Annotated in this window: 16 protein-coding genes and 5 tRNA genes; 18 read left to right on the top strand and 3 right to left on the bottom strand. The window is 61.7% G+C overall.

The features are described from left to right. Nucleotides 1–346 precede the first annotated feature (346 nt). From SH412_RS05725 to SH412_RS05645, 17 genes are all read left to right on the top strand, one after another. A complete protein-coding gene (locus SH412_RS05725; RefSeq protein ID WP_336522551.1) occupies nucleotides 347–2017 on the top strand; it encodes a sigma-70 family RNA polymerase sigma factor in 1671 nt (556 codons plus the stop codon). Between the two features lie 230 nt (nucleotides 2018–2247). Next, nucleotides 2248–2319: transfer RNA gene (locus tag SH412_RS05720), tRNA-Thr, on the top strand. A gap of 76 nt (nucleotides 2320–2395) precedes the next feature. Next, nucleotides 2396–2477 (top strand) — tRNA-Tyr (locus SH412_RS05715). Nucleotides 2478–2583: 106 nt separating this feature from the next. Next, nucleotides 2584–2654, top strand: a tRNA-Gly gene (locus SH412_RS05710). A gap of 88 nt (nucleotides 2655–2742) precedes the next feature. Then, nucleotides 2743–2815 (top strand) — tRNA-Thr (locus SH412_RS05705). Nucleotides 2816–2960: 145 nt separating this feature from the next. Next, nucleotides 2961–4157: an elongation factor Tu gene (gene tuf / locus SH412_RS05700; protein WP_336522550.1), complete on the top strand. Its 1197-nt coding sequence runs from the start codon at nucleotides 2961–2963 to the stop codon at nucleotides 4155–4157. A gap of 90 nt (nucleotides 4158–4247) precedes the next feature. After that, the gene (gene rpmG / locus SH412_RS05695) at nucleotides 4248–4403 is read left to right on the top strand and encodes a 50S ribosomal protein L33 (RefSeq protein ID WP_336522549.1); all 156 of its coding nucleotides are present in this window, start codon (nucleotides 4248–4250) and stop codon (nucleotides 4401–4403) included. Nucleotides 4404–4455: 52 nt separating this feature from the next. Next, nucleotides 4456–4528: transfer RNA gene (locus SH412_RS05690), tRNA-Trp, on the top strand. Between the two features lie 100 nt (nucleotides 4529–4628). Continuing rightward, entirely contained in the window at nucleotides 4629–5060 is a 432-nt protein-coding gene (secE, locus tag SH412_RS05685) for a preprotein translocase subunit SecE (RefSeq protein ID WP_336522548.1), read from the top strand. A 163-nt stretch (nucleotides 5061–5223) separates the two neighbouring features. Beyond that, nucleotides 5224–5802 (top strand): transcription termination/antitermination protein NusG, encoded by a 579-nt coding sequence (gene nusG, locus SH412_RS05680; protein WP_336522547.1) that lies wholly within the window; start codon nucleotides 5224–5226, stop codon nucleotides 5800–5802. 34 nt (nucleotides 5803–5836) lie between these two features. Then, nucleotides 5837–6271 (top strand): 50S ribosomal protein L11, encoded by a 435-nt coding sequence (gene rplK, locus SH412_RS05675; protein WP_336522546.1) that lies wholly within the window; start codon nucleotides 5837–5839, stop codon nucleotides 6269–6271. Nucleotides 6272–6332: 61 nt separating this feature from the next. Beyond that, entirely contained in the window at nucleotides 6333–7040 is a 708-nt protein-coding gene (gene rplA / locus SH412_RS05670) for a 50S ribosomal protein L1 (RefSeq protein WP_336522545.1), read from the top strand. Between the two features lie 73 nt (nucleotides 7041–7113). After that, on the top strand, nucleotides 7114–7647 hold the full coding sequence (gene rplJ / locus SH412_RS05665; RefSeq protein WP_336524147.1) for a 50S ribosomal protein L10: 534 nt from the start codon (nucleotides 7114–7116) through the stop codon (nucleotides 7645–7647). 93 nt (nucleotides 7648–7740) lie between these two features. Further along, a complete protein-coding gene (gene rplL / locus SH412_RS05660; RefSeq protein ID WP_336522544.1) occupies nucleotides 7741–8142 on the top strand; it encodes a 50S ribosomal protein L7/L12 in 402 nt (133 codons plus the stop codon). 516 nt (nucleotides 8143–8658) lie between these two features. Then, the gene (rpoB, locus tag SH412_RS05655; RefSeq protein WP_336522543.1) at nucleotides 8659–12375 is read left to right on the top strand and encodes a DNA-directed RNA polymerase subunit beta; all 3717 of its coding nucleotides are present in this window, start codon (nucleotides 8659–8661) and stop codon (nucleotides 12373–12375) included. Nucleotides 12376–12455: 80 nt separating this feature from the next. Further along, nucleotides 12456–16724, top strand: a complete 4269-nt coding sequence (gene rpoC / locus SH412_RS05650; protein ID WP_336522542.1) for a DNA-directed RNA polymerase subunit beta' — start codon at nucleotides 12456–12458, stop codon at nucleotides 16722–16724. Between the two features lie 210 nt (nucleotides 16725–16934). Further along, complete coding sequence (locus SH412_RS05645) at nucleotides 16935–17510, top strand: hypothetical protein (RefSeq protein ID WP_336522541.1); 576 nt, start codon at nucleotides 16935–16937, stop codon at nucleotides 17508–17510. 16 nt (nucleotides 17511–17526) lie between these two features. On the opposite strand, the gene SH412_RS05640 is transcribed toward SH412_RS05645, so the two are convergent. From SH412_RS05640 to SH412_RS05630, 3 genes are read right to left on the bottom strand one after another with little or no spacing between them, the layout of a single operon-like run. Continuing rightward, nucleotides 17527–18714 carry an aminotransferase class V-fold PLP-dependent enzyme gene (locus SH412_RS05640; protein WP_336522540.1) on the bottom strand — a complete coding sequence of 396 codons (1188 nt, stop codon included), beginning with the start codon at nucleotides 18712–18714 and terminating at the stop codon, nucleotides 17527–17529. A 6-nt stretch (nucleotides 18715–18720) separates the two neighbouring features. Continuing rightward, a complete protein-coding gene (locus tag SH412_RS05635) occupies nucleotides 18721–19200 on the bottom strand; it encodes a hypothetical protein (protein WP_336522539.1) in 480 nt (159 codons plus the stop codon). Between the two features lie 53 nt (nucleotides 19201–19253). Continuing rightward, entirely contained in the window at nucleotides 19254–20024 is a 771-nt protein-coding gene (locus tag SH412_RS05630) for an SDR family NAD(P)-dependent oxidoreductase (protein ID WP_336522538.1), read from the bottom strand. A 140-nt stretch (nucleotides 20025–20164) separates the two neighbouring features. On the opposite strand from SH412_RS05630, the gene SH412_RS05625 reads away from it, so the two are divergent. Then, the gene (locus SH412_RS05625; protein ID WP_336522537.1) at nucleotides 20165–21106 is read left to right on the top strand and encodes a histone deacetylase family protein; all 942 of its coding nucleotides are present in this window, start codon (nucleotides 20165–20167) and stop codon (nucleotides 21104–21106) included. The last annotated feature ends 19 nt before the right edge of the window (nucleotides 21107–21125 follow it).

Below are 21125 nucleotides of genomic sequence, written 5' to 3'. Positions count from 1 at the left end.
GGGCAAGAATTCAGACATCGTGGAAAATCTCCTGCCTGATTAGTAGAAACCCCCTGTAGCCGTAACTCGTCCATCAATTGCGACTTCGGGTGATTGTCCGCCGGGAGACTGCGAGACACTTGGTAAATTCCGCGTCATCTCGAACCTTTTTCTTCATCTGGCTGTCGAGATTTCGCGTATTCCATAGGGAGAGATGCGAGTTCCTCCCCGGCGGGGGAGGGGTTGACGCGACTGACGAAATGGTTTCGCAATGCCGGTTGGCATTGGTTTTGCTGTGCAGGGTTCTCCCATGGATTTGATTTCGCACTGACCTGCGAGACGGTGATGCGGGGGGAGGAGGGCGGCGGTGGTGCAGTACCTCAATCCGGTGATGAAGCAGCTCCGGGATCAGCAGATCCGTTACGCACCACGCGATGTGCAGGCTGCCCAGGTGGACCGCGCCGAGCGGCTGCTCTGGGAAATCGAACGATCACACTCCTACCCGTATGGCGAAATCTGCGAACGGATTACGTCCTATCGCGCGGAGCTGTATCCCGATCTGGCGATTTCGGGAGAAGAAGCGCTGCATGACCTGCGACGCTTTGTGGAAGACCTTTCGGAAAACATCGAACTTGAGGCCGCGTCCGTAACCGATGATGAAGTCTGGACCGTCGAAGACGTGAGTCGTCGATATCAAGTGTCCGGAAAGACGGTCCTGCGGTGGCGCGAAAGAGGGTTGCCGGCGCGGCGATTCCGGTTTGGCGGCAGGAAAAAGGTAGGCTTTCTCCGTTCTACGGTTGAGCGATTTGTTCAGCGGAATCCGACTGTCGTCGAACGGGGAGCCAGTTTCAGTCAATTGACCGATGCAGAACGCGAGAATCTGATTCGCCGGGCGCGACGGCTGTCGCGGGCTGGCGCCGGGCAGACGGAAGTTGCCCGGCGGTTGGGGAGACGCTTCGGACGGTCTCCCGAGACGGTGCGTTATACATTGAAGAATCACGACCAGGAACATCCGGAGGTTGCCGTGTTTCCCAACTCCACCTCACCATTGTCTGACGAGCAGAAAGTTCAGCTCGTGGCGGAATTTCGTCGCGGGCTGGACGTGGGCGTCCTTTCGGAAAAATACCGTCGGACCCGCACAAGCATCTATCGCGTCGTCGCGGAAGTCCGGGCTCAGCAGATCCTGGAACTGCCGATCGACTTCATGGACGCCGAGGAATTTCATGCGGCCGACGCCGACGCGAACATTCTGACGTCGTCGCCTCCGCCGACTGACCGCAAATCAGGAGTCGTCAAGCCGCCGCCGGGGCTGCCGCCGTATCTGGCAAGCCTGTATGCCATCCCGCTGCTGACTCGCGAGGAGGAAGCGTACTACTTCCGGCGGATGAACTACTTGAAGTTCAAGGCCGCGGAATTGCGAAAGACGCTGGATCCGCAGCGCCCGAAGACTCGCGACATGGATCAGATCGAGCAGTGGCTGAACCTGGCGGGCGAGGTGAAGAACTTCCTGATCCGCAGCAACCTGCGGCTGGTCGTGTCGATCGCCAAGCGACACGTGAAGCCGAACACCAATTTCTTCGAGATGGTCAGCGACGGCAACATGTCGCTGATTCGTGCGATCGAGAAGTTCGACTTCACGAAAGGATTCAAGTTTTCGACCTATGCGAGCTGGGCGATCATCAAGAACTACGCCCGTTCGATTCCGGCCGAGCACACCCGCCTGGACCGATTCCGGACCGGAAACGACGAAGTCTTCCAGAATTCGTCCGATCCGCATGCGGGCGAGCCGAATTCCGAAGTGGTCAACCATCGTCAACATGAAGCGATCATGGTCATCCTCAATCGGCTCGAGCCGCGTGAGAAGGAAATCATCGTGCACCGTTACGGCTTGAGCGTGGGGGCGGCTCCGCAGACGCTGGAGCAGGTCGGCCACCGCTTTGGCGTAACCAAGGAACGCATCCGCCAGCTCGAGGCGCGGGCCTTGCGAAAGCTGCGCAAGATCGCAGAGGCCGAGAGCCTCGAAATTCCGGGCATCTGAAGCCTGACGAGCGGAACGGTTGGAATTCCCCTGCGGCGGCGCGACGATCTGCGCCGCCGCAGGCTTTTTCAGACGGCGCAGCAACGCGTCCGGGTTGCCGATCGCGGGAGAAAGTCGGGGAGAGCGAACCCGGATGCCAGTTTTCACGTCCAGTGACTGCGACTGGCGCTTGCACGTGGTGCCGAGGTTGCTATATTCATCCCTTCTCAACTGGGGTGGTCCGGGGACCCGCTAGCGTAGCTCAACGGCAGAGCTCCAGTTTTGTAAACTGGGGGTTGTGGGTTCGAATCCCACCGCTAGCTCTTCTCGGCGGTGGTCGGCACGGATTCCACAGAAGCGACAGGCAGGTCACGGCAGACAGATCACGACAGACAATCCGGTGGGATTCCCGAGCGGTCAAAGGGGTCAGACTGTAAATCTGATGGCAATGCCTTCGCAGGTTCGAATCCTGCTCCCACCACTGAAAAATGCTGAGGTCCGATCGTTCGAAAGCGAAATGAGTGCGGCTCTGCCAGAGACGTAACCTGTTTCGGCGTGAGGGGTTCTGGCTTCGGAGTTTTTCGACCGCGGGTGTAGCTCAATGGTAGAGCTCCAGCCTTCCAAGCTGGTGGTGTGGGTTCGATTCCCATCACCCGCTCTGTTTCGGCTTCGGCGTGCAGAATCGTGGCAGGGTTGACAACTTGCGACGAAATGCACACTTTTTGCGGCAAGGCCGGCCGTGCATTGCTGCTGTAGCTCAGCCGGTAGAGTGCGTCCTTGGTAAGGACGAGGTCGTGGGTTCGAATCCCACCAGCAGCTTTTGTGTTGTCGGGCAGCGAACTGGCTGCCACTGCAGGTAGACGGTGGGGGTTCACCGTCGTAGCGGCCCGGTGGTCACCGTGGTCAATGAATCAGGCGGGATCAGCCGCCCCCCGGGACAGAGAGAAAGAGGTTCAGAGCAGCAATGGCGAAGGAATTATTCCAGCGGACCAAGCCGCACGTCAACGTCGGCACCATCGGTCACATCGATCACGGCAAGACGACCACGACCGCCGCAATTCTGGCGGTTCAGACCGCCAAGGGGCTTGCGAAGTTCAAGTCGTATTCGGATATCGCCAAGGGTGGTACCGTCCGTGACGAAACCAAGACCGTCACCATCGCGGTGAGCCACGTCGAATACGAAACGGCCTCTCGCCACTACGCCCACATCGACTGTCCAGGCCACGCCGACTACATCAAGAACATGATCACCGGCGCCGCACAGATGGACGGCGCCATTCTGGTCGTGTCGGCCGCCGACGGTCCGATGCCGCAGACCCGCGAACACATTCTGCTGGCCCGCCAGGTGAACGTCCCCGCGCTGGTCGTGTTCCTTAACAAGTGCGATCTCGTCGACGACGAAGAGCTCCTGGAGCTCGTCGAGATGGAGATCCGCGAGCTGTTGTCGAAGAACGACTTCCCCGGCGATGATATTCCCATCGTGCGCGGCAACGCCAAGGGCGCGCTCGACAATCCGGCCGACCCCAAGTACAGCCAGTGCATTTCGAACCTGATGGACGCCCTCGACGCGAACATCCCCGAGCCGACCCGCGACGTCGACAAGCCGATGCTGATGGCGATCGAAGACGTCTTCTCGATCGAAGGCCGCGGCACTGTCGTGACCGGTCGTATCGAGCAGGGCGTGCTGAAGGTTGGCGACAAGTGCCAACTGATCGGCCTCCGCGATACGCAGGAAACGACCTGCACCGGCGTCGAAATGTTCCAGAAGACGCTGGATCAGGGGCAGGCGGGCGACAACGTCGGCGTGCTGCTCCGCGGCATCAAGAAGGAAGACGTGCAGCGCGGCCAGGTTCTGGCCAAGCCGGGTTCGGTGACGCCGCACACCAAGTTCGAGTGCAATGTTTACGTGCTGAGCAAGGAAGAAGGCGGCCGTCACACGCCGTTCTTCAACGGCTACAAGCCGCAGTTCTACTTCCGCACGACGGACGTGACCGGCGATTCCAAGCTGCTCGACGGCGCCGAAATGTGTATGCCGGGCGATAATGTTCGCCTGGAAGTTCAGCTCGGCAAGCCGATCGCCATGCAGGAAAACATCCGCTTCGCCATCCGCGAAGGCGGCAAGACGGTGGGCTCGGGCGTCGTCACGAAGATTCTTGACTAGTCCTCCGCCGGCGGACTGACCGTGCAGATCCATGGACCGACCTCACCCTCAACGGGGTGAGGTCGGTTGTGACTTCGGGAGAGTGATTCGATGGCTCGCGAATTTGTGTGGCTGGAATGTACGGAAACCGGCCTCCGGAACTATCGCGTCAACAAAGAGACGCGCGGCACCGAGCGGCTGGAGCTCAAGAAGTACTGCAGCAAGCTTCGCAAGCACACCACCCATAAAGAATCCCGCAAGAAGTAGCGCTCCAGGCTGCTCTGGCGGAACGGCGGCGGGCGAATGCCGGCCGCGGTCTACGGGTGTAGCTCAATTGGCAGAGCAGCGGATTCCAAATCCGCAGGTTGGGGGTTCGAGTCCCTCCGCCCGTGCTTGACAATGTTGCCGGAGAACGCGGTGCGGACTGCCGACCCGTTGGAATTCCATGCAGGAACGTCGAGCGATGCCGCCTGACGTCGACAGAGGGCAGTGATGGCCAAGGCGCTTCGAGAATCGACCTATCTGAACTCTCTGTTCTCCGCAGGGCTGTTCAAGAAGAATCAGGGGCGGATCGCCCGGCTCTGGACGTGGATTGTCGTAACCGCCGCTGTCGTCTGGGGCGCATGGACGCTGCAGGCGCGACTGCTGGTCGAGTACGGCGATCTGATTCGGATTGGCGTCCCGACGCTTGTGGTCCTCGCCGGGGCCTGGGCTGCGTTTCGTCTCGTCCACTTTCCCCGGTTCGCGGATTTTCTGATCGATGTCGAAGGCGAGATGGGGAAGGTGTCGTGGCCGGGCTGGGGCGAACTCTGGCGCGCGACGGTCGTCGTGCTGGTGACGATGTTCCTCTTCAGCGTGGTGCTGTTCGGTTACGACATGCTCTGGCAGTATTTCCTGCGCTGGTGCTCCATTCTGCAGGCGTAACTATCTCCAGTCGTCGTCAGGTTTTTCCTGCTTCGATGGCTTGCAAAACCAGTGCTGTGGCGACATCATAGCCGGTTCGCCGCGACTTCCCGATTGCGGGGACGGTGTTGTTATTGCAGCGTAAAGCGTTGTTTTTCAAGCGGTTGCAGCGAAGGACTGAGGGATGAGCCAGGAGCAAAATGCTGTGGGCGGTGCCGACGCCGACAGCCAGGGAATGCTCTGGTACGTGCTGAAGGTTCAGAGCAACCGCGAGCGGTCGATTCGTGACTCGCTGGTTCGCCGGCTGCGGCAGGAAGGGCTGGACGAGTTCTTTGGCGAGATCGTGATCCCGACTGAAAAGGTTGTGGAGACCAAGGGGGGAAAGAAGCGAGTCGTTGAGCACAAGTTGTACCCGGGCTACCTGATGGTGCACATGGTTCTCAATGACGACACCTGGTACTTGGTGCGCACGACCGGGGGGGTTGGGGATTTTACGGGAGCGGCCGGCAAGCCGATCCCGATGCGGGAAGATGAAATCCAGCGAATGCTCGGTGTCGAGCAGAGTCGCAAAGAAGAACCGGCCAAGGTCAAGGTGGACTTTGAGACCGGCGATATGGTGAAGATTAAAGACGGTCCCTTTGATACGTTTCAGGGGACGATTCACGCGATCGACGAGGCCAACGGCAAGATTACGGTGCTGATCGAGATCTTCGGGCGTTCGACGCCGGTGGATCTCGAATACTGGCAGGTCGAACGCTCCTGAGAGCGCGAGCTGAATCCGCGCAGAGCTTGGGCAAATGGCGAAGAAATCCGCGAAAGTTAAGGCGCAGGTCAAGGTCCAGATCCCGGGTGGCAAGGCGACGCCTGCTCCTCCCGTCGGTACGGCTCTCGGTCCGCACGGCGTGAACCTGGGTCAGTTTGTGACCCAGTTTAACGAGAAGACTCGCGATCTGAACGGCATGATCGTTCCGGTCGTGATCACGATCTACGACGATCGGTCGTTCACCTTTATTCTGAAAAGCCCGCCGGCGTCGGTGCTGTTGAAACAGGCCGCCAAGATTGCCAAGGGCGCGGTGAATCCGAAGGCGGAGAAGGTGGGGACAGTCACTCAGGCCCAGTTGCTTGAGATCGCCAGGACGAAGTTCGAAGACATGAATTCTTCGAGCCTCGAACAGGCGGCGAAAGTGATCGCCGGAACGGCGCGCAGCATGGGGCTGGAAGTGGTGGACTAGCTGCCGGGGTGGCGGCTGGTCTCTGGTGCGAACAGTTGGTTCTTTTGATCGGATCGTTGTCATGGCGCATCTTTCCAAGCGCATGCGACATTTGCAGTCTCAGGTCCAGAGCTTGGGCACGGTGGATCTTCCCTCTGCGGTGAAGACGTTGAAACAGCTCGAAGGGACGCTCCCCGCAGCGATCCGAAAGTGCCGGTTCGATCAGACCGTGACGATTTCGATCCGGCTTGGGGTGGATCCTCGGCAGGCGGATCAGATCGTCCGCGGCTCGATCGTGCTGCCGCACGGGATCGGCAAGTCGAAGCGCGTCCTGGTGTTTTGTCAGGGCGATAACGTCGCGATCGCGACGGCGGCAGGCGCCGAGTTCGTCGGTGGCAAAGAACTGGCGGATAAGATCAAAACCGGCTGGACCGACTTCGACGTTGCAATTGCGACGCCGGACATGATGGGTGTTGTCGGTCCGCTCGGCCGCGTGCTGGGGCCTCGCGGCCTGATGCCGTCGCCGCGAGCGGGCACGGTGACGCAGGATGTGGCGGCCGCCGTGAAAGAGTATCGGGCCGGCAAGGTGGAGTTCCGCGTCGACGACGGCGGCAATGTCCACTGCGTCGTCGGCAAGCTGTCGTTCGATGAGACGCCGCTGGTGGAGAATGTCGAGGCTTTCCTGAAGTACATTCGGGCGCTGAAGCCGGCGACCTCGAAGGGACAGTACATTCGGAACGTCAGCGTCCAGGCGACTATGTCTCCCGGCGTGACGGTCGCGGCCGTTTAATCGGCGAGACCGGTCTGCGGGGTTCGTGCACGGAATTTCTGGGGCAGTCGGTGCTGCCGGGTATGGGATAGAGATGAGCAAGGTCGTTAAGAATCTCATGATCTCGGAAATCCGTGAACGGGTTGGCGAGTATCGTGAAGTGCTGGTGCTGGACGCTTCCAAGGTGAATGCCGTCACGGCCAACAAACTCCGGCTGACGTTGCGCAAGAAGGGCATCCGGCTGCTCGGCGTGAAGAACGCGGTCGCTCGCAAGGCGCTCAGCGATCTCGGTCTGACCGGGCTGGGCGCCGTGCTCACCGGCCCGTCGACGATTGCGTTCGGTGGAGAAGATATCGTTGCTTTGTCTCGGGAACTGTCCGAGCAGGCGACGCAGATTAAAGAGCTGGAGATCAGGGGCGGCGCGATCGGCGCGACGTCGTTGACGGCTAAGAATGTTGAGGATCTGTCGAAGAGCAAGGGCCGCGCAGAGCTGCTGTCCGACCTCGTCGCACAGATACTCTCACCAGGCGCCAACCTGGCTGCGGCCCTGCTGGGGCCGGGAGGTCGCGTCGCCGGCGCGATCAAGGCGATGGCGGACAAAGACGGCGGGGATGCTCCCGCCGCGTAAGCGGGACGCGGTGTGCTGAGGCCGCGTCGGCCGGCAACCACTATCTAATGATTTGAGTATCGGTTTTTTGCGACGAAGAAAGGATCTGGGGAAATGACTGAAGTGGCGACTTTCGACGCCTCGACGACGGATCTGGGCGACAAGATTGCTAACCTGACGCTGCTTCAGGCCAAGGCCCTGGCCGACTACCTGAAGCAGCAGCACGGGATCGAGCCGGCTGCCGGCGGGGCCGTGATGATGGCGGCTGCTCCCGGCGCTGGTGCGCCGGCCGCCGCCGAGGAAAAGACCGAGTTCGACGTGGTTCTTGCCGCGATCGGCGACAACAAGATCGGCGTGATCAAGGTAGTTCGCGCGGCGACGAGCCTGGGTCTGAAGGAAGCCAAGGACCTGGTGGAAGCCGCTCCGAAGGCCGTGAAGTCGGGCGTTTCGAAGGAAGACGCCGACAAGCTGAAGGCCGAACTGGAAGCCGCCGGCGCCAAGGTCGAGATCAAGTAGAGTTGGACGACAGGCGTACTGCACCGATTTTTCCGCGTTTGTCAAGAGAACATTTGACGAACGGGGGTGATTGGTGTAGCCTGCTAGGCGATCATGCTGCGGCCCGGCGTGGATTCCGCGTCCGGGCCGCAGCTATGCCGCTTTCGCCAATCAGGAGGACGCCATGCGTACGGCCCGCCGCCGTCTCGCAGTCTACTGGTCTTGTCCGTTCAGGGATGGACGGGTCTCGGGTGTGATTCGTGCTCGGGAGAGAAGCCGCTCCCCATTGCTGTGAAATGTGGTTTGAGCGGGAGCAACGTGCGGATGGCTGAGGTTGATCCGCGCGTTCGTTCGGTTATTCTTTCCGGTTTGGCAGGTCGCGGAAAGTGTATGGTCGCGCGTCATCCCGACGTTGAGCACGATCCTGACGGGAAGTTGTGTGACCGGTACGGTCGCGCGACGTTCAAGCCGCTGATCTGCTCCCGGGTGTGAGGCAGAGTTCCTGCCGCCGGTTGTCTTTCTCAGGAAGTGACACGCATGCCAGTTCCCTCTATTCGCGTCATCCCGGTCAATGAAGTCCGTAATCTGGGCGCCCTGAAGGGTGACTTTGAGATCTCGGATCTGACGCGAATCCAGACCGAGTCTTACTTCCGGTTTCTTCAACTGGAGAAGGAACCCAGGGAGCGCAAGGACGAGGGCCTTGAGGCGATCCTTCGCGAAATTTTTCCGATCGAGAGCTACCAGGACGGAAAATACCGCCTGGAATACGTGAAGTATGAGCTGGGCAAACCGCGGTATACGCCACTGGAGTGCCGCCAGCTTCGCCTGACATTCGGTCGTCCGTTCCGCGTCTGGCTGCGACTCGTCAAGGAGCAGCCGATCGAGGAAGAGGTGTACCTGGGCGATATGCCGATCATGCTCGGCGGCGGCGAGTTCATCATCAACGGCGCCGAGCGCGTGGTCGTGAGCCAGTTGCATCGTTCCCCGGGCGTGGACTTTGTCCAGGCCAACGAGCCGGGCGAGCGAAAGAGTTTTTCCTGCCGCGTGATTCCCGAGCGTGGTAGCTGGATCGAGCTGAATATCACGAAGCGTGAGACCCTGGGGGTCCGCATCGATCAGAGCGGCAAATTCTCCGTGATGACGTTCCTGCGGGCCATGGGGCCGGAGTTCGGTTCGACGCCGGCGCTGATCAAGCTGTTCTACCCGGTCTCGACGGTGAAGCTGAGCAAAGAGGCCGTTGAGAAGCTGACGGGCAAGCACGCCGCGGAGGATCTGATTTATCCGGCGGGCCACGAGCGCTGCGGCGAGATCATCGTCGAAGCGGGTCATCCGATCAACAGCGCTCTTGCGGAGGAGCTGGCGGCTTCGCCTTTGAAGTCGGTGCTGATTATCGACGAGGTCGCCGACCGGCTGGCTCTGGAGAGCATCCTCGAAGATCCGACGATGTCCTACGAGGACGCCCTGCTGCGAATCTATCAGCGGCTGCGCCCGGGGAATCCGCCGCAGCTCGAAAAGGCCGTGGATCTGTTCAAGGAGAAGTTCTTTGACGTGAACCGCTACCGGCTGGGCCGCGTGGGCCGGTTCCGGATCAATCGGAAGTTCAATCAGGACGTGCCGGACACGGAGATGACGCTCCGTCCCGACGACATCGTCAACTCGATCCGCTACATCCACAAGCTGCGGTCGGGCGAAGCGACGGCGAGCGTCGACGATATCGACAACCTGGGCAATCGCCGGTTGCGGACCATCGACGAACTGGCGGCCGAAGAAATCCGCAAAGGATTTCTGAAGCTCCGTCGCACGGTTCAGGAGCGGATGAGTCTCAAAGACGTCGAAGAGATGTCGCCTCGGACGCTGATCAATCCGAAAAGCGTGTCGGCGGCGATCGAGTATTTCTTCGGCCGCGGCGAGCTTTCGCAGGTCGTCGATCAGACGAATCCGCTGGCGACGCTGACGCACGAGCGCCGGCTCAGCGCCCTGGGACCTGGCGGTTTGAACCGGAAGCGTGCGGGCTTCGAAGTCCGCGACGTGCACATTTCGCACTATGGCCGAATCTGTCCGATTGAAACGCCCGAAGGGACGAACATCGGACTGATTTCGAGTCTGAGCATCTTCGCGAAAGTCGACGATTACGGCTTCCTGATCACCCCCTATCGCAAAGTGGTGAATCGGAAAGTGACCGACGAGATCGTCTGGTGCCGTGCGGACGAGGAATCGCAGGTCTATATCGCGCCCGCCGATACGCCGGTCAAGGATGGCGTGATTTCAGACGATCGCGTGATGGCCCGCCATCACAACGACGTGGTCTGGATTACGTCGAACGAAGTCAACTTCATCGACGTGGCCCCCTGCCAGATGGTCGGCGTCTCCGCGGGGTTGATTCCGTTCCTGGAGCACGACGACGCCAACCGCGCCTTGATGGGTTCGAACATGCAGCGGCAGGGCGTGCCGCTGCTGATTGCCGAGCCGCCGCTGGTGGGAACCGGACTGGAAGCCGCCGTGGCGGAAAGTTCCGGCATGGTTCTACGGGCTGAGAAGTCCGGAAAGATCACCTATGTGGACGCGAACGTCATCGAGATCGATGGCCGGAAGCATCCGCTCCGCAAATACATGGGGCTCAACGAGCGGACCTGCCTGAATCAGAAGCCGACCGTAGTGGTCGGTCAGAAGGTCAAGAAGGGCGAGATTCTCTGCGATTCCGCAGCGACTCGAGACGGCGAACTGGCCCTGGGCCGGAACGTGCTCGTGGCGTTCATGTCGTGGGAAGGCTTCAACTTCGAAGACGCGATCATCCTGTCCGAGCGTCTGGTGAAGGAAGACGTCTACACGTCGATCCACATCGACGAGTTCGACGTGGAAGTTCGCGAGACAAAGCTGGGCCGCGAAGAGTTCACCCGGGATATTCCTAACGTCAGTGAGAAGGCGCTCCGGAATCTCGACGAAGACGGAATCGTACGGATCGGCACCCGCGTGGAGCCGGGCGACATTCTGGTCGGCAAGGTCTCCCCGAAGGCAAAGACAGAACTGACGCCGGAAGAAAAGCTGCTGCATGCGATCTTCGGGCGGGCCGGCGAGGACGTGAAGAACGAGTCGCTGGAAGTTCCGAGCGGCGTCGAAGGAATTGTGATCCACACCGAGAAGTTCTCCCGCCGAATGAGCCTGTCGGAAGGCGAGCGGAAGAAGTTCGAAGCGGAGCTGAAGAAGGCCGAAGAGGCCGGGGCTGCGTCGGTGGCCGAGGCGTTTAAGGAGTTCTTGAAGGAATTCGAGACGGCGTTCGGCAGCAAGCTGAAGGACTCGGACGGTCGGGACGTGCGGTCGGTGAACGACGACAAGTTCCTGGCGACGTACGCCGAGACGTTCCACAGCATGTTTGAGATGCTCGATATCAAGAGTCCGCAGAAGAAGGCGGACTGCAAGAAGGCCATCAAAGATTTCTGGCAGCCTGTGGAAGACGCGATCGACGAACGCGACCGCACGCTCAACACCATGAAGCGCGGCGACGAGTTGCCGAGCGGCGTGCTGCAGATGGTCAAAGTCTACGTGGCGCAGAAGCGGCAGATCTCCGTCGGCGACAAAATGGCCGGTCGTCACGGGAACAAGGGTGTGATTTCCAAGGTGCTGCCCGAGGAAGACATGCCCTTCCTGGAGGACGGCACTCCGGTCGACATCCTGCTGAATCCGCTGGGCGTGCCGAGCCGTATGAACGTCGGTCAGATTCTCGAGACCCACCTCGGGTTCGCCTGCGCCAAGCTCGGCATCCGGGTCAAGTGCCCGGTGTTCGACGGTCCGGCGGAAGAAGAGATTCACAAGCTGCTGATCCAGGCCGGCCTGTGCGACGACGGCAAATCGCAGCTTTACGATGGACGGACGGGCGAGGCCTTCGAGCAGAAGACCACCGTTGGCTACATCTACATGCTCAAGCTGCACCACCTCGTCGAAGACAAGGTGCATGCTCGTGCGACCGGGCCATACTCGCTGATCACGCAGCAGCCGCTGGGCGGCAAGGCGCGGTTCGGCGGACAGCGATTCGGCGAAATGGAAGTGTGGGCGCTGGAAGCGTACGGCGCCGCCTACATTCTGCAGGAACTGCTGACGGTCAAGAGCGACGACGTCGAAGGCCGGACGAAGATTTACGAGTCGATGGTCAAGGGCGAGAACACTCTCGAAGCGGGCACCCCGGCGAGCTTCGAAGTGCTCAACAACGAGATTCGCGGTCTGTGCCTGAACATGCAGTTGGAGAAGACGGGCGTCTGACGCGCGTTTCACCGGCTGGCGTAAGTGATCAAGTTTTTCTGCGCATCGACCGCAGACTGCATTCTCAAAGGAGATTCCCCGTGAGTGTTGGCGAAACGACCTATGATCGCGTCAACGAGTACTCGGGCATCAAGATCGGCCTGGCGAGCCCGCACGATATTCGGAGCTGGTCGTTCGGCGAAGTGAAGAAGCCGGAGACGATCAACTACCGGACCTACCGTCCGGAACGCGACGGCCTGTTTTGCGAGCGCATTTTCGGACCCGAAAAGGACTGGGAATGCGCCTGCGGCAAGTACCGCGGCATGAAGTACAAGGGGATGATCTGCGATCGCTGCGGCGTGAAGGTGGCGCACAGCCGCGTCCGCCGCAAGCGGATGGGCCACATCGAGCTCGCCGCTCCGGTCGTCCACATCTGGTTCTTCAAGAGCATGCCCAGCCGGCTGGGGGCGCTGCTCAACATGAAGACCACGTCGCTGGAAAAGGTGATCTACTTCCAGGACTACGTGGTTATCGAACCGGGCGATACCCCGCTGCGCAAGTGCCAGATGCTGACGGAAGAGGAATTCCGGCAGGCGAAGGCCAAGTACGGCGATGAGTCCTTCGAAGCCGAAATGGGCGCCGAGGCGGTCAAGCGGCTGCTGATGGGCCTGAATCTGATCGAGTTGTCGGCTCAGCTCCGCGAGGAGCTGAAGAAGACGACCAGCGAGCAGAAGCGCAAGGACCTGATCAAGCGGCTGAAGATCTCGGAAGCCCTTCGCGACAGCGACAACCGGGCCGAGTGGATGGTGCTGGACTGCGTGCCGGTCATTCCGCCCGATCTGCGCCCGCTGGTGCTGCTCGACTCGGGTAACTTCGCCACGAGCGATCTGAACGATCTGTACCGCCGGATCATCAACCGGAACAACCGGCTGAAGAAGCTGGTGGACCTCAATGCGCCCGAAGTGATCGTGCGCAACGAGAAGCGGATGCTGCAGCAGTCGGTCGATGCGCTGTTCGACAACAACCGCTGCAAGCGACCAGTCCTGGGCTCGTCGAATCGTCCGCTGAAGTCCCTGACCGACATGATCAAGGGCAAGCAGGGCCGGTTCCGCGAGAACCTCCTGGGCAAGCGAGTCGATTACTCCGCCCGTTCGGTCATCGTCGTCGGTCCGAACCTGCAGTTGCATCAGTGCGGGCTGCCCAAGAAGATCGCGCTCGAACTCTATCAGCCGTTCATCATCCGGCGGCTGAAGGAGCTGGGCCACGCCGACACGATCAAGTCGGCCAAGCGGATGCTGGAGCGTCGCGACGAAGAAGTCTGGGATATTCTCGAAGAAGTCATCACGAATCACCCCGTGCTGCTGAATCGCGCTCCGACTCTGCACCGCGTGGGGATTCAGGCATTCGAGCCGATTCTGGTCGAAGGCAACGCGATCCGCATCCATCCGCTGGTCTGCCGCGGCTTCAACGCCGACTTCGACGGCGACCAGATGGCCGTCCACCTGCCGCTGTCGATTGAGGCGCAGGTGGAAGCCACCACGCTGATGATGTCGACGAACAACGTGTTCAGCCCGGCGAACGGCGCTCCCATCATCAGTCCTTCGCAGGACATCGTGATGGGCTGCTACTACGTGACGGTCAAGAAGAACGACCTGATCGGCCACGGGATGTGCTTCTCCTCCGTGCGGGAAGTCCATACCGCATTCCAGCTCGGCAAACTCCGGCTGCACACCGCCGTCAAGGTGCGGATGCCGAAGGACAAGCGAGTCAAGGGGGAAGGCGCCGAAGAGTTCACCAAGGGCGGCCTGATCGAGACGAGCGTCGGCCGCGTGATGTTCAACGACATCCTCCCCGCGAAGATGGCGTACTACAACATCACGATGAAGTCGAAGGACCTGGCGAACGTCATCTCCGACTGCTATCTGGAGCTGGGCCGTCGCGAGACGATTCAACTGCTCGATCGCATGAAGGAAATCGGCTTCCGCGAATCGACGCGCAGCGGTCTGAGCTTCGCCACCAGCGACCTGAATACGCCTTCCAACAAGGAGAAGGTGATCAGCGACGCCGAGAGCAAAGTTCTCAAGCAGCAGAAGCTGTACGAGCGCGGCATCATCACCTCCAAGGAACGGTACGAGCAGGTGCTCGATACCTGGACCCACGCGAGCGAACAGATTCGCGCGGCGATGATGGACGCGTTCAAGAACGACGTCCGCGACGGCGGCAAGTACGTCAACCCGATCTTCCTGATGGCGGACTCGGGCGCCCGAGGCGGCCAGGAGCAGATCCGTCAGCTCGCCGGTATGCGAGGCCTGATGGCCAAGCCGAGTGGCGAAATCATCGAAACGCCGATCAAGGCCAACTTCCGCGAAGGCCTGACCGTGCTGGAGTACTTCAGCTCCACCCACGGCGCCCGTAAGGGGTTGGCCGACACGGCGCTCAAGACGGCGGACAGCGGTTACCTGACCCGTAAATTGGCCGATATCTGCCAGAACATGGTCATCACCTGTCTGGACTGCGGGACGACGAAGGGGATCACCCGCGGCGTCATCTATCGTGGTGAGAAGGTCGAAGTCGGACTGACCGACGCCATCCGCGGCCGCGTCAGCCGGACCAACATCGTCAACCCGATTACGGACGAGGTTATCGTCCGCGAAGGCGAGCTGATCACCGTCGACGTCGCCCGACGCATCGAAGCGATGGGTCTGGAGAAAATCCAGGTCCGCAGCCCGATGATCTGCGAAGCCGATCTCGGCATGTGCCGGCTGTGTTACGGCATGGACCTGTCGACCGGTGCGCTGGTCGAAGAAGGTCTGGCCGTCGGCATCATCGCCGCGCAGTCGATCGGCGAACCGGGTACGCAGCTCACCATGCGGACGTTCCACATCGGCGGCGTCGGCATCCGCGACGTGCAGGACAGCGAAATCAAGACCCGCCGGGCCGGACGCGTCCGGTTCGCCCGCGTCCGCAGCGTGGTCAACGCCGAAGGCAAGAGCGTCGTGCTCGGCCGGAACGGCGAAGTCGTCATCGTCGATCCGAAGGAGCGTGAACTCGAGAAGTACACGATTCCCAACGGCGCCGTGCTGCAGGTCGCCGAGAACGATCTCGTCGATATCGGCCAGGTGGTCTGCGTCTGGGACCCTCACTCGGTTCCGGTGCTCTGCGAGGTCGGCGGACGCGTCCGCTTCGAAGACCTCGTCGAAGGCCAGTCGGTCCGTTCCGAACGCGACGCCAACGGCAACATGCGGCGAACGGTCATCGAGCACAAGGGCGATCTGCACCCGCAGATCATTCTGGAAGACGCGACCGGCAAGATCCTCGACTTCTACTACATCCCCGAACGGGCGAGCATCGAAGTCGAAGAGACCACTCAGGTCTCCGCCGGTTCGGTCATCGCCAAGGTGCCCCGCGAGTCGCAGGGAACGCAGGACATCACCGGCGGTCTGCCGCGCGTGACCGAGCTGTTTGAAGCCCGGAAGCCGAAGGACCCCGCGATCATCGCGCAGATCGAAGGCGAGATCGTCATCGTCGCGGAGAAGAAACGCGGAAAACGCGTGATCATCGTCCGCGGCGCCGACGGCACCGAGAAAGAGCACATTATTCCGCACGGTAAGCACCTCCTGGTGCATGCCGGCGAACTGGTGAAGGCGGGTGATGCGCTCGTTCGCGGGCCGCTCGTGCCGCACGACATCCTGGAAGTCAGCGGCGAAGAGGCCGTCGAACAGTACCTTCTCCACGAGATCCAGTCGGTGTACCGCTCGCAGCGTGTGACGATCGACGATAAGCACGTCGAGATCGTCGTCACGCAGATGCTGCGGAAGCTCAAGGTCAACGACGTCGGCGATACGACCCTCCTGCCCGGCCTGCTGATCGACAAGTGGGAGTTCCGCCGCATCAACAACCAGTTGATGCAGTGCGTCAAGGTGCTGGACCCGGGCGACACCGAGTTCCACGAAGGGGACGTCGTGCCGGCCGCGACGATTCTTCAGGTCAACCAGGAAATCGAAGCTACCGGCGGCAAGCCCGTGAAGACCGGCAAGCCTCGCCCCGCGACCGGAACGCCGCAGCTTCTGGGCATCACGAAGGCGGCGGTGCAGAGCGAAAGCTTTATCTCTGCTGCCAGCTTCCAGGAAACCACGAAGGTTCTGACCGAGGCGGCGATCGCCGGCAAGCTCGACAACCTCGTGGGCCTCAAGGAAAACGTGATCCTGGGGCACCTGATTCCCGCCGGTACCGGTTTCGAGCTGCATCAGAAGTCCGAGGTCCGGATCAAGCCTGAGGCTCTGGCGGAAATCTATGCGGAACGGGACCGCATCCTCGCGGCCCGGGCCAACCTGCTCAACGAACCCGACCTGACCGGCAGCGGATCGTAACGGCCAATTGGTGGCGGATGCGTGAAGTACGAGGAGGTCCGGCGAATTCGCCGGACCTCCTTTTCATTGGGGAGGCTCCCGCGTGGAACGCCGGAACGAATTTGCCGGAGTTTCACGGCGAAATCGGTCTTGAGGCGACCGGGACCGGTTGTCACACTACGCGCCGGGTCCGAACTGGAGACGGTCCCTCGTGTTCCTGGAGTCGAATCCGTGCTGCGTGCGGACAGGATGTCCCCGGCTCGCGTCTGGCTGCTGATGCTGGTGCTCGGCAGTGGGGGAGGGTGCGCATCGATTCTCCCCTCCAGTCCGCCAGTCGGCAATCCGGTCTTCGTTCGCGCCAACGACGGCGAGTTCGTCTGGGAGCGGACGGTCGATGTGGTCCACGACTACATGTTTGAGATCCGCCGCGAAAACAAGCTCGACGGCGTGATCGAGACGCAATACAAGACCGGCTCGGGCGTTCTGGAGCCGTGGCATCGCGAGTCGGTCGGTCTGTACGAGCGGACCGAGAGCACGCTGCAGTCGATTCGGCGAAAGGCGTATATCAGCATTACGCCGGCCGACGGCGGCTACCTGATCGGCGTCGAAGCCTACAAGGAGCTCGAGGACGTGGCGAACGCCGCAAACTCGCCGGGAGCGGCGACGTTCCTCGACAACAATCCGCTGCAGCGGGATTTGAGCCTGGTCGTGGGGCAGGCCACCCCCTCAGGCTGGATTGCGCGAGGTCGCGATCAGTTGCTCGAACAGGCGATGCTCGACGACTTGCGGGCGGCGTTCGGACAGTGATTGTCGCTGCGTCCGTTCAATGTTCGAGGCTCTCCAGCGCCGTCACCAGCCGGTCGATCTCGGCCCGCGTATTGTAGAGATGGCACGAGACCCGCAGGTGCCGGCGATTGCGCCAGTCCATGACGGGAACCTCGATCCGGTGCTGCTCCCAGAGCGCCCGCTGCAGAGGATCGAAGGCATTCGGTTTTGAACGCTGCGGCTCGGATCGACGGAGCGGCACGGTCACCATCGTTCCATACCAGCCCGGTTCATCGGGAACGAGACCCCGGCAGCCGGACCAGGCTTCCAGACGCCCGCGGGCGTAGCGGGCGAGGTCGTGTCCGTAGGCGCGAAACCGGTCGAGCCCCGCCGCCTGCAGGAATCGAATCGCCGCAGGAACCGCCAGAACCGCCGCAGGATCGCGCGTCCCCATCCACTGGAATTCATCCTGCCAGCATTCGTCGCGGCCGCCCAGACTGCGTCCCCAACTGACGAGCGGCAGCCGTAACTGGGACTGACGTTTCCGGGCGACATAGAGAAAACCGCTGCCGAAGGGAGCCGAAACCCACTTGTGCAGGCTGGCGCAGTAGAAATCGCAGCCGATCGCCCGCAGGTCGATCGGCACCATCGCTGGAGCGTGCGGACCGTCAATGCAAACCGGTATGCCGAGACTGCGGGCGCGCCGGCAGTTCTCGGCCACCGGGAAAATCGCCGCGGTCGGGGAGGTCACGTGGCTGACGACGATCAACCGCGTCTGCGGAGTGACTTTCGCGAACAGCTCCTCGATCAGTTGCTCCGCCGAACTGATCGGCGTCGTCAGTGCGGCGGTGACGACCTTGGCGCCGACCCCCTGGCACGTCTTCCGCCAGATATTGAAGACGGCGCCGTATTCGTGATCGTTCAGCAGCACCTCGTCCCCGGCGGCCAGGGGCGTTGAGGCGGCGACGACGTTCATGGCGATGGTCGCGTTGTCGACGAAGACCAGGTCGCGGCGATCCCCGCCCACGAACTGACCGAGGACCGCACGCGCTTCGTCGAGCTGCGGCTCCATTTCCCGCAGGAAAAAGTCCATCGGCTGCTGTTCGAGGCGGCGGCTCCAGCGTTCGCGTTCTTCCTGAACGCACCGCGGGGCCGGGCCGAATGAACCGTGATTCAGGTACGTCACATCGAGAGGAATCGTCCAGGCCTCGCGACCGGGGAGCGTTGAGGCGTCCGTGGCCTGCATCGGGGGCTATTCCTCGTCGGGGGGGGCGGTCGGCTCGTACGGGCTCTCGAATTCCTCGGAATCGAGATGCAGACTGGAAATGATGCGTTCGAAGTCCGCCCGGAATTGTTCGATCTCCCGGTCCTGCCCCTGATAGACGATCAGGAATGTGCGGGTCAGTGTTTCGAAGGAACGCAACGCGGCGGAGCTGACGAGGTCGAAGCAGACGAAGTCGAGGTCGCAGGCCTCGGCGGGAAGCTGGCAGATCGTCGTGCTGACGCCGTAAATATCGAGCTCGGGATAGTCGTCGCGATATGCGGCCAGCACGGCGCCAAGGACATCCTCCGCCGCCGGGCGATCGGCAAAGACCGTCAAGGACCAGAACGCGGCGCCCGAAGTCTGCAGCGACACGGTCGCAACGCCGTCGGACGCGTCCTCTGACAGCGTCCAGTCGGTCGGATAATGAAACACCAGTCCGTGGCCGGTGTAAGTTCTCTGGCTCGACATGCGGGATCCATTCCGGACTTCAATCCGTCCCGGAGACGGTCGGTGAGTTAGTATCAGAGCGATTTGCAGAGCACGCCGCCATCGACGAGCAGCGTCGAACCTGTGATGTAGCTCCCCGCGTCGCTGGCCAGCAGCAGAGCGGGCCCGGCGACCTCCTGCGGATCGCCCCAGCGACCGAGGGCCGTCCGGTCGGAAAAGTTCTGGCGATCGGCCGGCGACAGGACGCTCAGCGGCAGATCGGTCAGGAACGGACCCGGCGCGATGCAGTTGACGGTCACGCCGCTGGGGCCCAGATCGAGCGCCATGGCGCGGGTCATGCCGATCAGTGCGGCCTTGGTGGCGGAATACGTCGTGCGGCCCGCTTTGGAGGTCATCCCCATCACCGACGAAATGTGAATGATGCGTCCCCAGCCCCGCTCCTTCATCGCCGGCGCGACGGCGCGGGAGAGAACCATGCAGGAGGTCAGATTCAATTCCATCAGCCGGTCCCAGTTGACGTCCTGGAGATCTTCAATCGGTTCGGGAATGTTCGAGCCGGCGTTGTTCACGAGAATGTCGATGCGGCCGAACGTCGCCAGGGCCTCGTCGGCCAGCCGCTGCATGTCCTCGCGCACGGACAGGTCCGCCGCAATCCAGCATCCTTTGCGATGCGTGCCGTGCAGGATCTCCGGCAGGGCAGCCTCCAGCTCGGCGGGATGGCGGCTGCTGATGATCACATCCGCACCCGCCTGCGCGAAGGCGCGGGCCATCGCTTTGCCGAGTCCTTTGCTGCCGCCCGTGATCAGTGCGACGCGGCCGGTCAGATCAAACAGCGAAGTCGCCATCCGGAGGGCTTCCTGCGAAGTTGGTTGGGGGAATCTGCGACAGTTATCGGCTTGGACCGGACAATTCGCAAGTCGTGGACGAATGCGCCGCGGCCGAAGCTGCTAAAATGCCTCGAACGCGAATCGCTGGAAGACTCGACGTGAAACTCTTCTACACCGATCAGTTCGTGCTGCCCCTGCCGGAAACTCACCAGTTTCCGATGCAGAAGTACGCCCGACTGCGCGAACGGATCGCCCGGTCGGACTGGGGTTGCGGGCAGGAACTGCTGGTTCCGCCCGCGGCCAGCGACGTCGAGATTCTGCGCGTTCACGATGCCGACTATCTGACGCGGGTGGTGAAGGGCGATCTGGACCGCGACGACCTGAAACGCCTGGGGTTTCCCTGGTCTCCGGAGCTGATCGAACGGTCGCGGCGTTCCTCCGGAGCGACGCTGGCGGCCGGCCGGGCGGCCCTCTTCGACGGCTTCGCCGCGAATCTGGCCGGCGGCACGCATCATGCCTTTCGCGACCGGGCCGAAGGTTACTGCATCTTCAACGACACGGTGATCGCGGCTCGCGGACTGCAGGCTGAAGGTTTGATTCGGCGGGCGGTTGTGATCGATCTGGACGTGCATCAGGGGAACGGGACCGCCGCTCTGGTCCGCGGAGACAGCTCCATCTTCGCGTTTTCGATGCACAGCGCCCGGAACTATCCGTTCGAAAAGGAAACCAGCGATCTGGACGTGGCTCTCGATGACGGCGCAGGCGATACGGAATACCTCGCCTCCTTGAAGAAAACGCTGCCGACGGTTCTCCAGGCCGCCCGGGCGGACATTGCGTTCTATCTCGCAGGCGCCGATCCATACGCCGGAGACCGCCTTGGACGACTGTCTCTGTCAAAGGCCGGTTTGTCCGAACGGGATCGGATGGTCTTTGCGGCGTGCCAGGAGGCGGAGTTGCCAGTGGCCGTCAGCATGGCGGGAGGTTACTGTCCACGGATCGAGGACATCGTCGATATTCACGCGGAGACGATTCGGCTCGGGCTCATGCATTTTGGCGGGCGATCAACAATAATCACCGTGCAGCCATCGGAAGCCGTTTGAAAGACTCGACGGGCGAACT

Source organism: Planctellipticum variicoloris, from assembly GCF_030622045.1.
Lineage (GTDB): Bacteria > Planctomycetota > Planctomycetia > Planctomycetales > Planctomycetaceae > Planctellipticum > Planctellipticum variicoloris.
This window is presented reverse-complemented; position numbering and strand designations above follow the sequence as displayed.

Bases quoted from the DNA above. Each gene is read 5' to 3' on its own strand.
- tuf (WP_336522550.1), top strand. From the start codon at position 2,961: ATGGCGAAGGAATTATTCCAGCGGACCAAGCCGCACGTCAACGTCGGC.
- rpmG (WP_336522549.1), top strand. From the start codon at position 4,248: ATGGCTCGCGAATTTGTGTGGCTGGAATGTACGGAAACCGGCCTCCGG.
- secE (WP_336522548.1), top strand. From the start codon at position 4,629: ATGGCCAAGGCGCTTCGAGAATCGACCTATCTGAACTCTCTGTTCTCC.
- nusG (WP_336522547.1), top strand. From the start codon at position 5,224: ATGAGCCAGGAGCAAAATGCTGTGGGCGGTGCCGACGCCGACAGCCAG.
- rplK (WP_336522546.1), top strand. From the start codon at position 5,837: ATGGCGAAGAAATCCGCGAAAGTTAAGGCGCAGGTCAAGGTCCAGATC.
- rplA (WP_336522545.1), top strand. From the start codon at position 6,333: ATGGCGCATCTTTCCAAGCGCATGCGACATTTGCAGTCTCAGGTCCAG.
- rplJ (WP_336524147.1), top strand. From the start codon at position 7,114: ATGAGCAAGGTCGTTAAGAATCTCATGATCTCGGAAATCCGTGAACGG.
- rplL (WP_336522544.1), top strand. From the start codon at position 7,741: ATGACTGAAGTGGCGACTTTCGACGCCTCGACGACGGATCTGGGCGAC.
- rpoB (WP_336522543.1), top strand. From the start codon at position 8,659: ATGCCAGTTCCCTCTATTCGCGTCATCCCGGTCAATGAAGTCCGTAAT.
- SH412_RS05640 (WP_336522540.1), bottom strand. From the start codon at position 18,714: ATGCAGGCCACGGACGCCTCAACGCTCCCCGGTCGCGAGGCCTGGACG.
- SH412_RS05635 (WP_336522539.1), bottom strand. From the start codon at position 19,200: ATGTCGAGCCAGAGAACTTACACCGGCCACGGACTGGTGTTTCATTAT.
- SH412_RS05630 (WP_336522538.1), bottom strand. From the start codon at position 20,024: ATGGCGACTTCGCTGTTTGATCTGACCGGCCGCGTCGCACTGATCACG.